Genomic DNA, 14080 nt, shown 5'->3' with positions numbered 1-14080 from the left:
CCTAACTCTTTTCTACCCCTACATCCCCTTAAGGGGACTTTTGTGCCAATCGAAATAGCAGATTTATAGCCCCTTCAGGGGTTTGGGGTATAAGAACAAATATCTATTTTCGATTCGTAAGTTAGTATAAAATCAATATGCCTCTTGAGACATCCTCTTAAGAAGAGGTCAGTTGTTGAAACAATAAGAACTAAAAGGCCTGCCGCAGGCTAACTAATGATGTTTACGTGTTATTTAATTTTTCCGGTAATGGCTTCAAGGGCAATTATCGTTTGATTGTATTCATTCAACGCCTCCAGATAGTTCTGTTTGATGCTCAATGCCCTGCCGAGACTTTGGAGATAGTCGAGATAATCCATGGCTCCGGCACGGTAGCTTTGCGTGGATTGTTTGATAATCAGATCCGCTTCCGGAATAGCCTGTTTTTCGTAGTAATTCACATTGTCGCGATCTTTCTCCAGTTCCAGCAACAACGAACGGTAGTTGCCGGTCAGCGATTTTGTCCAGGCTTCGTGGGTGGCTTGCGCCTCTTTCTCTTTGAACCGTGCTGCTTTTACTCTCGCATTGCCGGGCACAAACCAAAGAGGAATGGATATTCCGGCCTGAATGGCTGTAAACCGGTTGGACAAAGTGTAATTGCGTTGCGTACCGTTCACGTCCTGTGTGCCGAGCATGGTCTGGCTGAAATAGCCAATCGAAAAGTCGGGCATCAACTTACTTTTCTCAACGGCTTTCTCTAAACGGGAGACTTCTACCTGCTGTGCCGTGATGCCGAGCGATGGGTTACCGGCGATTGCTTCTTCATTTGCAGTAGGTAACCAATCCAGACGTTTCAAAACCGAATCGGACGGAGCGACAGGCGTGTTGATATTCAGCAACAGAGCCAATTTTTGAGTAGCAATGTCGATATCGGCACGCGTTTGCTTCAATTGATTTTTGATTTCCATGCTTTGAGTATGTGCTGAAATCATCTCCAGCCGGTTGGTTTCTCCGGTAGAGGAACGAAGCTCGGCGGCTTTGGAAAAATTGCCGTATAGACTGTCCTGGTAGCTTTGCAATTTCAGCTTTGCATTGAGATAAATCAATTGCTGATAGAGCTGTTTTACCTCTGTGGCGATCTGTAACCGCGTGCCTTTGAATTGCCATTCGCTGTTTTTAATATTCGCTTTTGCCAACTTGTTTTGGTTGATATAGAGTCCCGGAAAAGCGAACGACTGGCTTACCGTGAAGCTATTATCCTTTCGGTAAGAATTCATCTGTCCGTATTGCCCCTCAATGCTGGTTTTGGGCAAATCCCAGGCAGTGCCTTTAAGGGCTTTTTGAGCGTCGACGGAATAGGCCGAAGAGCGTACCGAGAGATTGTTGTCAAGCGCCAGTTCAATTGCCTGATCCAGCGTTATTCTTCGGGGAGATTGCGCCTGAAGCTGACCGGCAAATGCCATGCAGAAACCTACCGTCAACAACGTAGCGGTGCTTCTTTTCTTTCTGAAAAACGAAAATTTTCTCATTGAAAAAATGATGTAAAGTACCGGCAAAATAATTAATGTCAACAACGTAGCGGTAATCAGTCCGCCGATGACTACGGTAGCCAGAGGCTTTTGCACTTCAGCTCCGGCAGAGGTCGACAAGGCCATTGGCAGGAAACCCATGGAGGCAACTGCAGCAGTCATCAATACCGGACGCAAACGGGTTTGTAATCCTTTAATCACCCGTTCGGTGATGTCGGTGTAACCGGCCTTCTCCAGTCGGTTGAATTCCGCTATCAGTACGATGCCGTTCAGGACTGCCACTCCGAAGAGGGCGATAAATCCTACTCCGGCCGATATAGAAAAGTTCATGTCCCGCAACCAGAGCGCAACAACCCCGCCAATGGCCGCCATCGGAACGGCCGAATAGATGAGCAGGCTCTGTTTTACCGAATGGAAAGTGAAGTAGAGCAGCACGAAAATCAATAAAAGCGCTATCGGAACGGCAATAGCCAGTCGGTTGCTGGCGGCTTCCAGATTCTTGAACTGTCCGCCGTACGAAACATAGTAACCTGTCGGCAGTTTGATTTGCTGGTCGATTTTGTGGTTCACTTCGTTGATTACGCTGCCAATGTCGCGGTTGCGCACGTTGAAGCCGATGGTGATGCGTCGTTTGGTATTTTCGCGTGATACCTGCGCCGGTCCCGACTGGATCGATATTTCTCCCAGTTGTTCAAACGGAATTTGTCCTCCGCCGGGCAGCGCCACCGAAATATTTTTGACATCTTCGAGGCTTTGGCGGTAATCCTTTTCAAGACGAACCACCAGTGCAAAGCGCTTCTCTTCGTCGAAGACCACTCCGGCCTGACTGCCTGCAAATGCTACGCGTAAGATGCGGTTGGCTTCTTCAATAGACAAACCGTATTGAGCCAGCCGGTCGCGGTCGTATTTCACTTGCACTTGTGCCAGTCCGGTTACTTTTTCTACATTGATATCTTCCACTCCGTCAACGTTTTTGATTAGATGCTCTATTGCTGAGGCTTTCTGCGCCAGCACGTCGAGGTTGTCACCAAAGAGTTTAATGGCAATGTCCTGTTTTGAACCGGAAAGCAGTTCATTGAACCGCATCTGGATAGGTTGCTGGAACTCAAATTTCACTCCGGCCAGCGGAATCAATGCCTCCTGCATCTTCTCCACCAACTCTTCGCGGGTTTTGGCTGAAGTCCATTCACTCTTGTCTTTCAGCGTGATAATGTAATCGCCGGTTTCCATTGGCGTGGGGTCGGTAGGAATTTCTCCTGCTCCGATTTTACAGACTGCATGTTTCACTTCCGGAAAGTTGGTCAACAGTATTTTGTTGGCCTTTTCCACCATGTCGATGGTGTTTGATAGCGAACCGCCCTGAAGCGTGATGACTCCGGCGGCCAGATCGCCCTCTTCGAGTTGCGGAATAAATTCGCCGCCCAAACGGGTAAAAAGGAAAATAGAGACGATGAAAGCTCCGATAGCGCCACTGATCACGCTCTTTTTATGATCTAAAGCCCAATGAATGACAGGCGTAAACCATTCGTGCAGTTTCTCCATCATGCGGTCGGAGAAGTTTCGTTTGTGCTCCGTATTTTTATTGAGGAAGAGCGCCGAAATCATCGGAACGTAGGTGAGTGACAGGATAGCAGCTCCGATTAATGCAAAGGCAACCACCTGTGCCATGGGGCGAAACATCTTGCCTTCGATGCCAACCAACGCCATTATGGGCAGATAAACGATCAGGATGATGACTTGACCGAAGGTGGCCGAACTCATCATACGCTTGGCAGATTCGAATACGTTTTCGTCCATTTGCTGTTGCGAAAGGCGCGTAATACCCTGATGATGCGTTTTGCTTTGGGTGATCCGGTGAACAACGCTTTCCACGATAATCACTGCTCCGTCCACAATAAGCCCGAAGTCGATAGCCCCGAGACTCATCAAATTGCCCGACACTCCGAAGATATTCATCAGCGAGATGGCAAAGAGCATGGCGAGCGGTATGACCGAAGCCACAATCAGCCCTCCGCGCAGATTGCCGAGGAAGAGCACCAGAATGAAGATTACCACCAGTGCGCCTTCCATCAGGTTGCGTGAAACGGTACCGATGGCGCGTCCTACCAGATCGGAACGATTGAGGAACGGCTCGATTTTTACGCCTTGAGGCAATGACTTTTGTATTTCGGCAATGCGTGATTCCACGTTTTTAATTACCTCGTTGGCATTGGCTCCCTTCAGCATCATCACCACGCCGCCCACGGCTTCCGAGTTGTCGATGACTAAAGCTCCGTAACGTGTTGCGCTACCGTATTGCACGGTCGCCACGTCGCGAATCAGAACCGGCATGCCCGAAGCGGTTGTCTTTACCACAATCTTTCCTATATCGTCCAGCGATTTCACCAGACCAATTCCACGGATAAAGTAGGCGCTTGGTTTCTTGTCGATATAGGCACTTCCGGTGTTCTCATTGTTCTTTTCGAGTGCGGAAAAAATGTCGGTCAGCGTGAGGTTCATGCCCCGTAAACGTTCGGGGTTGACGGCCACTTCGTATTGTTTAACATAGCCACCGTAACTGTTGATGTCGGCCACGCCGGGCGTTCCGAGCATTTCGCGCCGTACTACCCAATCCTGAAGGGTGCGCAACTCCATGGGCGAATATTTCTGTTCAAACCCCGGAGTCACGGCAAGGCGGTACTGATAAATTTCTCCTAAGCCTGAAGAGATCGGAGCCAGTTCGGTTTTTGCTACCCCGGGAGGAATTGCCTCTTCGGCTTCTTTTAGCCGTTCGGAGAGTTGCTGACGTGCCCAGTAAATATCGGTGTTGTCTTTGAAAACAACGGTAACCACGGATAGACCGAGTCGCGAAATGGAGCGCAACTCCACAATGTCGGGAATATTTGCCACTGCCACTTCGATGGGCGCCGTGATGGAACTTTCCACCTCCTGAACCGCCAGCGACGGAGCTAAGGAGATGATTTGTACCTGATTGTTGGTGATATCAGGAATAGCATCGATGGGCAGTCGGGTGAGGGAGTAGGTCCCCCAGCCGATAAGAGCCAACACAAACAGGCCCACGATGAATTTGTTTTTGATTGAAAATTGTATAATACGTTCGATCATAATGTTAGTAATGAGAAACGGGTAATGAGGAGCGAATGTGCCGCATTACCGTTTGTTTACAGACGTTAGGAAATTGTATTCGCAAATAAGTTGTGGATACAAACTGGAGTTTCCGGAAGAATCCGGAATTAAAAAAGAAAAGTGATTAACCCAGCTTGGGCGGTTGCCAGATCGAACAGTAGAGGTTGAATTCGGATGCAGGAAGGTAGCTCGAAAATCTGCGTGGTTCTGCAATAGCACCGTTGATTTCAATTTTAACAGAAGTACATACTACAGGTCCGGAGCAGCAATTGCAGGTACAGAAAGGAGAACAGATATCCTGATAATCATGATGTGTAGTACTGGTTTGGGCAGTTATCTCCTGTCGATGCAGACGGTTGTCCTGCGGCAGATCCACGCAGGGCATCAGCGTAAGCAGAATAACATAAAAGGATAATATGTAAGCCAGCAGTTTCATCATCGGACTGCAAAGATAAAAAGAGATGAGGAACTATGCAAGCTACAAGAAAGTAAGTCTTTGTTTATGACAGCGGGCTGAGTGCGGTAATCTCTCTTCCGGCACACCCTTTTTTGCGAATACAGGCTTTAACAACCGATCCGGGTTGGACTGAAATTTCCGACTTGCTTGTTTCCAGAGAACGGAATTCACCTTGTTCGTTCATGAAAATGTAGAAGGGGGTATCTTCAAAGCTGCTGATCTTTATCAGGGTCAGTATTTCGGTCGATTCGTTGTTCATCGTAATTGTTGTTGCGTAATTGATTTTCTTTCATCGTAATAAAAAGTGTGCCATTTGTCTAAGTAATTGGTAATTAGTGATGCCTGGACGGCGTAAAGAGTTGAGGCTAATACATTCGTGTAGTTTTTCATGCAATATGTTACCGAAATGTCGGCGATAAATGTTGGCGCAGTGGCCTGTGTCGTAATTCACTTTTCTCTTGACAAGCCCTTTTTGATGTTGTAACTTTCGGAATCAAAATGTTCAACATTAAAACAGCAGTATATTATGTCAAAACTTATATTGATACGTCACGGACAATCGGTCTGGAACAAAAAGAATGTATTTACGGGATGGGTAGACGTGCCTCTCTCCCGCGAAGGTGTGGACGAAGCCTTGAAAGCCGGTGAACAGATTGCCGGCATCGAATTCGATGTGATATTTACTTCGGTGCAGATACGCGCCATCGAAACGGCCATGATTGCTATGGCGGCCAATAATAGCCAAAAGACTCCGGTGGTGATTCACACTGAAGGAAAGATGGCCGAATGGACTACCATTTACAACGATGCCATGAGCAGGAATGTGATTCCGGTTTATCGCGACTGGCACCTGAACGAACGGTATTACGGGGAGCTTCAGGGAAAGAACAAAGCCGAAACGGCGGAGGTGTACGGCGAAGAACAGGTGCACATCTGGCGGCGCAGTTACGATGTGGCTCCTCCTGCCGGCGAGTGTTTGAAAGATACGGCAGAACGAACCATTCCGTTTTTTACCGAAACGATTCTGCCGCAGTTGCAGGCCGGAAAAAATGTGTTGGTGTCGGCGCATGGCAACAGCTTGCGGTCGATTGTGATGCACATCGACGGCCTGTCGGAAGAAGAGGTGCTCAAGCTGGAAATACCGACCGGCGTTCCGCTCTATTTCGAATACAAAGATGGCGTTGTAAAACGAGCCATGTGAGAAAATAAGTTGATTGATTGGATTAAAATGCTGCAAGAGAGTGTCTTTTGCAGCATTTTTTGTGTAAATAGAATAGCAATGGTCACAGTCGTTATTCTTTGAATTTTAATTAGATACATGACAGGGTAGAAAGAAAATGCTGGCTTATGTTAATTATTTTCTGAAAAGCTGTAATATTGCAGCCGTTTATGCGACTAATAGAACAAATACAAGAGTTAGCATGCATGCAACCGTGCCGGAGTTCGTAGCCGGGCCAGCTCGAATCCAACGGTTCAACTCATAAAACAACTATTATTTGAATGGAAGATCAACAACAACATTTTGTGTCACTGATTGAGCAAAACAAAGCGTTGATATACAAGTTTTGCTATATGTACGCCAACGAAGCCGATACTCCGCAAGATCTTTTTCAGGAGGTGATAATCAATTTGTGGAAGGGATACCCGACGTTTCGGGGCGATTGCAAGGTGCAGACCTGGATATATCGTATTGCGCTGAATACCTGCGTGACATTTATGCGGAAATCCGGTTCTAGGCCCAAAACTACCGCTTTGTCGGAGGATCTGATCGTGTACGACGATGCAACCGATGCCTCGCAAATAAAGGAGCTCTACACCCTGATTAACCGCCTGAACGAAATAGAGAAAGCGATCGTATTGCTCTATCTCGAAGAACGTTCGTATGATGAAATTGCTCAGATAGTGGGGATTACCCGCAATAATGTTGGCGTGCGCATCAATCGTATCAAAGAGAAATTGTCTCAAATGTCGAATTGTTAAAAATAACTACTATGGAACTTGACGAAATAAAAAACTCATGGAATGAACTGAACCAGCGTCTCGAAAAAACAGAGGTGCTGAACAAACGATTAATTAATGAAATGTTGAATACGCGTCATCAATCGGCAAAGGATAAATTGATGCGTTTCGAAGTGGCTTTCCTTATTCTCTGCATTGTGTTTTCCGGCTTTGTAATGACATTGTTCTTTACAGGCGTATATTCAGTTTCGATGGTAATACTGATGGAAGCAGTATTTATATTGTGCGGAATTTGGCAGGTGTATAAAATTTATTTATTGAACCGGATGCAAATTGATACCTGCTCAACGACTGAGCTACTTCAAAAGGCGATCCGTTATAAGGTACTTACTCGTATGAGAACAGTGGTCGGTTTGATTGCCATTATTCCGATATTGGTGTTGTTTGTGCTCTTTAATAAAGGTTTGCACAATACAGCTGAGATGACGGGCTTTATTGTGGGAGCAGGTGTTGGATTAAGTATTGGTTTATTGCTCTTCTTTAAGAAAATGAAAGATATCGACTCATTGATAAAAAGTTACAAGGATCTGAAAGATTTTGATAACGAATAATTGTCTTGCTTGACGTAAAAGCCCGTCGTTTGCTCTTAGTGGTCAACGATGGGCTTTTTTTGCGTAAAGCCGCTACTATAACTCCGCCACTTTAGGGCGGAGCAGGCTTGGAATTGAGTGCTTCCCGGCTTTAGCCATGAAAAGAGATAGATGAAACAAAGAACGCGTCAAACATCAAGGCTAAAGCCAATCATATTTGATCTGGTTTTATTCCCGACTTAAAAGTCGGGGTTATGAATTAGCCGGATTAGGTATTCGGCCTTAATTTTTAGCCTGATTTATAAATAATTGCTTATGAAAAACCGTATCTTTGCATTACTAAAATCGTTGGATGTTTAAATCGACTACGGACATTGTAAAGTAAATAACCCCGGACTGAAACTCCGCGGTTATCCCCTCGAATTCTCCCGGACTCTCACCTGGCCGGGAAACTTTATCGTATCTGTTTATTTATAAACCTGACTGCTCGAATGAGATGAAACCGTTCATTTCTCCCGTTGTTGCAGTCATTCAAATCATTTAAACATCATGAGTAACGAAAATAGTTCTATCCACGACTTCGACTTCGATTTAATCTGTGAATATTTTGCGAGTATCGACCGTCAGGGGCCGGGCAGCCCCGAAGTGACCCTGAAAGCGCTCAGTTTTGTAGATAACCTGACCGAACATTCGCGCATTGCCGACATCGGTTGCGGAACGGGAGGTCAGACAATGGTGCTGGCACAACATGCTCCCGGAGAGACTACCGGTATCGACCTCTTCCCGCGCTTTATCAACCTGTTCAATACCAATGCTGCGGCGCTGAATTTGCAGCATCGGGTGAAAGGTATCGTCGGCTCGATGGATAATCTGCCTTTTCAGGATGAAGAGCTGGATCTGATTTGGTCGGAAGGTGCCATTTACAACATTGGTTTCGAGCGGGGCGTGAACGAATGGCGTCGTTTCCTGAAGAGTGGGGGTTATCTTGCCGTTACCGAGGCATCATGGTTTACCGACGAACGCCCGGAAGAGATTGATTCCTTCTGGAAGAATGCATATCCCGAAATCGATACCATTGCGGTGAAGACGGCTCAGCTTCAGAAGGCTGGTTACGTACCTGTGGCTACGTTTATCCTGCCCGAGGAATGCTGGACCGATCACTTTTATGTGCAGCAGGCTGCCGTGCAGGACAATTTTCTGACTAAATATGCCGGTAACGCTACTGCCGAAGAGTTGGTTGCCTATCAGCGACACGAAGCAGAGCTCTATCGTAAATACAAGGCCTATTACGGTTACGTATTTTATATCGGTCGGAAGATCTGACGCAACGAAAAAGGATTGCTTCCATTGAGGAGGCAATCCTTTGATTTTTTTAATGACTATTGGATTATTTACCTAAAGTCTACTCTTTGAAGTCATCTTGACTTTTTATAATGTCACTCCTACGGAGCTTTTGATTCGTAAAGAATGATAATTTCTACCATAATATTGCTCCTAAAGGAGCTTTTATTAAGCTTCAGAGAAGCGACATTATGGTAGAAAATCGTTGAACAATCTTTTTTAGAGCTCCATAGGAGCGAAATTATTTTGTTTTAGAAAAGTCAAGATGACTTCTTTGTGTACTTTGCGCATGCTTTGCGTTCTTTGTGGTTAATCTCAGATTTGTTTACTGCAAAGAGAGCTAAGGAAACTGAATAATGTGTCATTCTTTTTGTTTAGGTACAATGCCCCAGATGATCATATATTTATTTATACGCCCGTCGGGTCAATGAATGCGAACGGGAGTGGAAAATAAACATTGGCAGGGTGGCTCCGATGGCCAGCAAAAAGATAACCGTCAGGGTAACCATACCATTTGAGAAAAACATTTCCATGTATTTCGCCTTTAAATCGGGTTGATTGATATTTTGCAAAAACATGATCTGAGAAAAGATGGTGTTATAGGCATATTTTCCCGGAATCATGGGCAACAGCGCCGGAATAAAAATCACGGTTGTAGGACAATAGATCGGTTTGCCGAGCAAAAGACTGCCGAAACCAATAATCAATCCGCTGACAAGCGAAGCCGAAGCAATGTCCACATGCAGGTACGTCATCAGGCAAAAGCGACAGGCATGACCGATAGCGCCCAGTAGAGCAATAAACTTGAAGGCCCGTTTCGGGGGATTGGAGATGGCGCCGAAACCGATGGCTGCGATGGCGCCGAATAATCCGTCTGAGAGTATATCGAAAATTATCATACTAAGCGATTGGTAAAGAGGAATAACGTGAAAGAAAGGCCGATGGCAATGCAGATGATAAGCAAAAAGGCATTCGTAAGCCGACTGATGCCGGTAAGGGTATGCCCTTCAATAATGTCGATCACGCCGTTGATTAGGGGAACGCCTGGAATGAGATACAACACGCTGGTGGCAAGCGCAATGTCGGAAGTGGTGTTGAACAGCAGAGCGGTCGACGACAGCATGGAGGCGATAAAGGCCGAAACGATAAAGATGATGTAATGGTTTATCTTGCGTGCTTGAAGAAACAGCCGGGTGTAGAAGCCTGCAAATGTGGCAATGCATACAATGAGCATCGAAAGCCAGTCGCCACCGAACAGGCGGCAGAAAGAGGCGTTGGCAAGACCTACCAGCAGTAAAACCAGCCACTGGTTCATTCTGGGTGCGGAAACAATCTTTTCGTATTTCGCCTTGATCTCCTCGAATGAGAGTTTTCTGTCCACCGCTTCCCAGCTCAGACCGCTGAGTTCGGAGTTGTGCTCAAAGCTGATGGGTAGCGCCGGAATCTCAATTACTTCACTAAAAATCTGTTGGGTTTCGTTTTTTTGAATAGTCAGAATAATGCTCTTTTGGAATACGCTGATATTTACATCAAAATTCAACGCGTCGCCCAATCGCTTTGTATTCCGGATCACTCTGGAAGTGTGTATGCCACAACCCATTAGGTGAGCGGCATATTCAGCGACAAATTTTACTTGATCCATTGAAAATGTCTTGGTTGTAATAAGGTGATTTCAGACTGCAAAATTAATACCGGAAATCCCTTGAAACAGTATATTTTTACCAAAATTATTAATTATGTGAGTTTTTTATAAAAAGTAGATAGGGCTGGATGGGCGTTTTCCGGGGCGATGGAAGGAATGGCGAAAATGACGACCGAATGTATTTCTGAATGGTTGATCATCGTTGCGGAAGAACATCGGTTAATTCAGACGCCATAAAATTTATCGCCTTGCCATTTTGCGGGGTTTTCGTTGATGTAACGGGCAATGCGGATATACGACAATTCGTCGCGGATAATGTGTTCGTAATAATTGCGTTGCCAAACGTGGTGTACGTTCGAATTTTGACGCATCCATTTTGTTACCCCGATTTTGAATCCCCGTACTACCGACCCGATGGTTTGTGACGTCCCGCGCGGATTCGACGGTTCGGATTCCGACGGTTCCGTCCGTTGGGGCGATTCGGTTCGTTGGGGCGAAAAATTTTTCGCCCAGTTATCCGGCGTACCGGTTTCGGACGAATCGGTTGAAATATTTTTCGTTCCTATCCCGGCCGTTTCGTTTTCCGTCCCGGAACCGGTCGTTTCGTCGGACGAAATATTTTCGGTCGTTTTTTCGGTCGAAATGTTTTTCGCCCCTACGGACGTTCCGGATAATTCGATGATGCCGTGAATGTGGTTGGGCATTACCACGTATTCGTGTAACGTTACGTTTGGAAAATGGGCGGGAATATCCAACCAACAACTGACGGCGATTTTACCCGCCTCGTTCAATGCCATTTTCCCGTTGACCACCGTTCCAAACAAACACGTTCTATCCTGTACGCATATCGTGATAAAATATAATCCGGCCTGCGAATAATCGTATCCTTTCAGCCGGATGGAACGGCGATGGTGTATTTCGGGTTTGTAACGGTGCATGGTTAATGGGTAATTAATAGCACAAGGAAACTAATCAGTTACAAACGATTTTATTTTGCGTCCAAGCTACACTTCGTTAAGCTTGAACGAGGATCCGCTGTCTCTACATTCTTGCTCCAAGAGGGGTCGAAATAACTACTAACGGCTAAGGCGAAGAGCACGGGTCAGGCTTTCAGAATGCACGAAAGTATATGTGTTATTTCCATATAGAATCATCAAATATCTGAGTGTTGTCAACCATCTCAGATTCATTAATTCTTAATTCCTTAATATTGCCTTTATAATCCTTGAATAAATATTTGACATATTCGAATTTTACATCCTTTGTTGAATCATAAGTAAATGAAATATAGCCAATAATTGGTTGCTCTTTAGGGAAAACTGTAAAGTGGAGTAAGTATTCTTTGGGGTCTATGATAAGTTTTTTCTGAATATTGTTTCCGTTCTCAACAAAGGTAAAAGTCAATTGTCGCCATGTCCAATTCTTGCAGTTTAATTCAGAATGACCAGGTAACTTTACAAATATTTCAATATCTTTAAGAAAAAAATTTTTGTTTTCCGAGAAAATAGAGATTTTCTGTAGAATTGTGGAATACTTATCGCCTTTTTCATTCAAACATACATTAGCGTACTGGCTAATTACTCTTCCTTTTATTTTGGGTTTTCTAAAGAAGTTAATTATTACAGGGGATAAACCAATAAGACCTCCTAAAATCACACTCAAAAGATTATACCAATCAAAGCCTTTTTTTTCTTTGTCATTTGTTGATGTATTAATACTCAGTTTTTTGATATTTTTTGTTGTGTCGTTTGATGAGTTATCTGTTGAGGCTATCTGCTGTGCTGATAAATCACTAGTTTTGATTAATAGTGAATTAGCGAGGCAAAACTGCAAACTGATTAATACTCCAATAATAAAGATTACATGTTTCATGGCTCTTTTTTAAAATTATGTTTAACGCTGATATATGCAATCTACCTGTTAGTATCTCTCGGCTTTCGTTTCTGATTTCCCTCTGTGTAATCCTGTTCTCTGCGTTAATCGTGGTTAAGACTGTTTTGCTGTTAATCCGCTTCCAGCCATTGCTTTCTTTGCTTGTTATCTGGCTTCAAAACTACAAAAAACATCTCGTAAAACAGCTTTTAGGTTAAAATTAATTTTATGAAACTAGGAAATATAAGGTGCTTGACGTGTTTCTTCATTTTTCTTAATGCTTTAATGGTTAATATGTATTGGTTTGTATATCAATATTGTAATTGGTTGTCTGCCTCGCTGTGTCATTGTTTTGGAGAAATTATTTTGATTGTATCCGTTTGCAGTTTTCAAACCTTTCCTTACCTTTGCCGCCGCATTTGGTGATTGTTTCCTGTGCTGGAAACGATCCAAAAGGGAATCCGGTGCGTTTGTCGCTGACGAACTATTCCGGAGCTGTACCCGCAGCTGTAAATCCCATAAACGTATCTGAAATACCATTGCCACTGTTTTCGGTAAGCAGTATGCAGTAAAAAGTACGCAGTTCTAACACTCGATACTCATTACTCATTACTCATTACTAAAATGGGAAGGCCTCAGATACGGGGATGAGCCAGAAGACCTGCCAGTGCTTTTATCAACCGGAACTTCGGGAAAAAGGTTCTATGGGCATGTCTCTTACTTCCATTTGTAGTCATACTCCGAGCAGTTTCCCGAGCATTTATTTACTGTTTACACAATGCTTAAACGTTTATTGCTCCTCGGATTCGTCCTTTCATTCGGATGTGCTATGCTATTGGCAGCACCTGCCAAACGAATCATCTCTCTATCTCCCTCATTGACAAAAAACCTGCAATATCTCGGCGATGAACAGGAGCTGGTGGGTTGTACCAGTTACTGTAAAACCACCCGCAAGGTGAACGTGGTAGCCACGGCTGTCAAGGTGAACGTAGAAAAAGTGGTGTCGCTTAAGCCCGATCTGGTGGTTGCTTCCTCGATGACTCCTCCCGAAACCGTTGCGCAACTGAAAAAGTTTGGTATTCAGGTTGTGATGTTCCCTATGCCGAAGTCGTATGCCGAAATCTGTGCGCAGTTCAGGCAACTGAGTCGGTTGGTGGGGCGCGAAGCCGTTGCCGACAAGGTGTTGCAGTCGGTACAGCAGCGCATCGACCGTGTGAAAGCCCGCAAAGCCGATGGACGCAAGATATTTATCCAACTTGGTGTCGATCCTCTTTTTGCAGTAATTCCCAATACTTTTCTGAACGATTATATTTCGCTGGCCGGTGGCCGGAACATTGCCGAAGGAATGACTTCGGGTTCCATCACCCGCGAAGCAGTGTTGCTCAAAAATCCGTCGGTGATCTTTATTGTTACCATGGGCAATATCGATCGGGAGGAGAAGCAGCGATGGGAGAAATTCTCCAATCTGGAGGCTGTCCGCAAAAAGAAGGTCATTGTGATCGATTCCAATATGGCTTGCGTGCCCACTCCCGTCACTTTTGCCGAAACGCTGGAGGTGATGATGAAGGCGTTGAGATAGTAGGCA

The 14080-nt window shown here is 45.0% G+C and carries 12 protein-coding genes and 1 riboswitch; of the genes, 5 read left to right on the top strand and 7 right to left on the bottom strand.

Features of this window, described 5'->3' with window-relative positions; translation table 11 throughout:
* Nucleotides 1-230: 230 nt before the first annotated feature.
* From PJIAN_RS12825 to PJIAN_RS12815, 3 genes are all read right to left on the bottom strand, one after another.
* Nucleotides 231-4613, bottom strand: a complete 4383-nt coding sequence (locus PJIAN_RS12825) for a CusA/CzcA family heavy metal efflux RND transporter (RefSeq protein WP_068705686.1) — start codon at nt 4611-4613, stop codon at nt 231-233.
* Between the two features lie 145 nt (nt 4614-4758).
* Nucleotides 4759-5073 (bottom strand): DUF6660 family protein, encoded by a 315-nt coding sequence (locus PJIAN_RS12820; RefSeq protein WP_068705684.1) that lies wholly within the window; start codon nt 5071-5073, stop codon nt 4759-4761.
* A 61-nt stretch (nt 5074-5134) separates the two neighbouring features.
* Nucleotides 5135-5350: a hypothetical protein gene (locus PJIAN_RS12815; protein WP_068705682.1), complete on the bottom strand. Its 216-nt coding sequence runs from the start codon at nt 5348-5350 to the stop codon at nt 5135-5137.
* 267 nt (nt 5351-5617) lie between these two features.
* Between PJIAN_RS12815 and PJIAN_RS12810 the strand changes: the two genes are divergently transcribed.
* The 4 genes from PJIAN_RS12810 (at nt 5618) to PJIAN_RS12795 (ending at nt 8963) form a co-directional block, all read left to right on the top strand.
* The gene (locus PJIAN_RS12810; RefSeq protein WP_068705680.1) at nt 5618-6292 is read left to right on the top strand and encodes a 2,3-bisphosphoglycerate-dependent phosphoglycerate mutase; all 675 of its coding nucleotides are present in this window, start codon (nt 5618-5620) and stop codon (nt 6290-6292) included.
* 299 nt (nt 6293-6591) lie between these two features.
* Nucleotides 6592-7071, top strand: coding sequence for an RNA polymerase sigma factor (locus PJIAN_RS12805; protein WP_068705678.1), 480 nt, complete (start codon nt 6592-6594; stop codon nt 7069-7071).
* An 11-nt stretch (nt 7072-7082) separates the two neighbouring features.
* Nucleotides 7083-7661 carry a hypothetical protein gene (locus PJIAN_RS12800; protein ID WP_068705676.1) on the top strand — a complete coding sequence of 193 codons (579 nt, stop codon included), beginning with the start codon at nt 7083-7085 and terminating at the stop codon, nt 7659-7661.
* Between the two features lie 528 nt (nt 7662-8189).
* Nucleotides 8190-8963, top strand: coding sequence for a class I SAM-dependent methyltransferase (locus PJIAN_RS12795; RefSeq protein WP_068705674.1), 774 nt, complete (start codon nt 8190-8192; stop codon nt 8961-8963).
* 422 nt (nt 8964-9385) lie between these two features.
* Here the strand turns inward: PJIAN_RS12795 and PJIAN_RS12790 are convergent, their stop codons facing one another.
* The 4 genes from PJIAN_RS12790 to PJIAN_RS12775 form a co-directional block, all read right to left on the bottom strand.
* Nucleotides 9386-9880 (bottom strand): threonine/serine exporter family protein, encoded by a 495-nt coding sequence (locus tag PJIAN_RS12790; protein WP_068705672.1) that lies wholly within the window; start codon nt 9878-9880, stop codon nt 9386-9388.
* The gene (locus PJIAN_RS12785) at nt 9877-10644 is read right to left on the bottom strand and encodes a threonine/serine exporter family protein (RefSeq protein ID WP_439951413.1); all 768 of its coding nucleotides are present in this window, start codon (nt 10642-10644) and stop codon (nt 9877-9879) included. The genes PJIAN_RS12790 and PJIAN_RS12785 overlap by 4 nt, the downstream gene beginning before the upstream one ends.
* A gap of 203 nt (nt 10645-10847) precedes the next feature.
* Entirely contained in the window at nt 10848-11561 is a 714-nt protein-coding gene (locus PJIAN_RS12780; protein ID WP_068705666.1) for a transposase, read from the bottom strand.
* 196 nt (nt 11562-11757) lie between these two features.
* Nucleotides 11758-12495: a hypothetical protein gene (locus PJIAN_RS12775; protein ID WP_068705663.1), complete on the bottom strand. Its 738-nt coding sequence runs from the start codon at nt 12493-12495 to the stop codon at nt 11758-11760.
* A 402-nt stretch (nt 12496-12897) separates the two neighbouring features.
* Nucleotides 12898-13178, top strand: a riboswitch (cobalamin riboswitch).
* Nucleotides 13179-13273: 95 nt separating this feature from the next.
* On the opposite strand from PJIAN_RS12775, the gene PJIAN_RS12770 reads away from it, so the two are divergent.
* The gene (locus tag PJIAN_RS12770; protein WP_084252409.1) at nt 13274-14074 is read left to right on the top strand and encodes an ABC transporter substrate-binding protein; all 801 of its coding nucleotides are present in this window, start codon (nt 13274-13276) and stop codon (nt 14072-14074) included.
* Nucleotides 14075-14080: the final 6 nt, after the last annotated feature.

This window comes from Paludibacter jiangxiensis (assembly GCF_001618385.1).
Lineage (GTDB): Bacteria > Bacteroidota > Bacteroidia > Bacteroidales > Paludibacteraceae > Microbacter > Microbacter jiangxiensis.
Note: the sequence above shows the minus strand (reverse complement) of the source record. Positions and strands in the feature narration are given on the sequence as shown.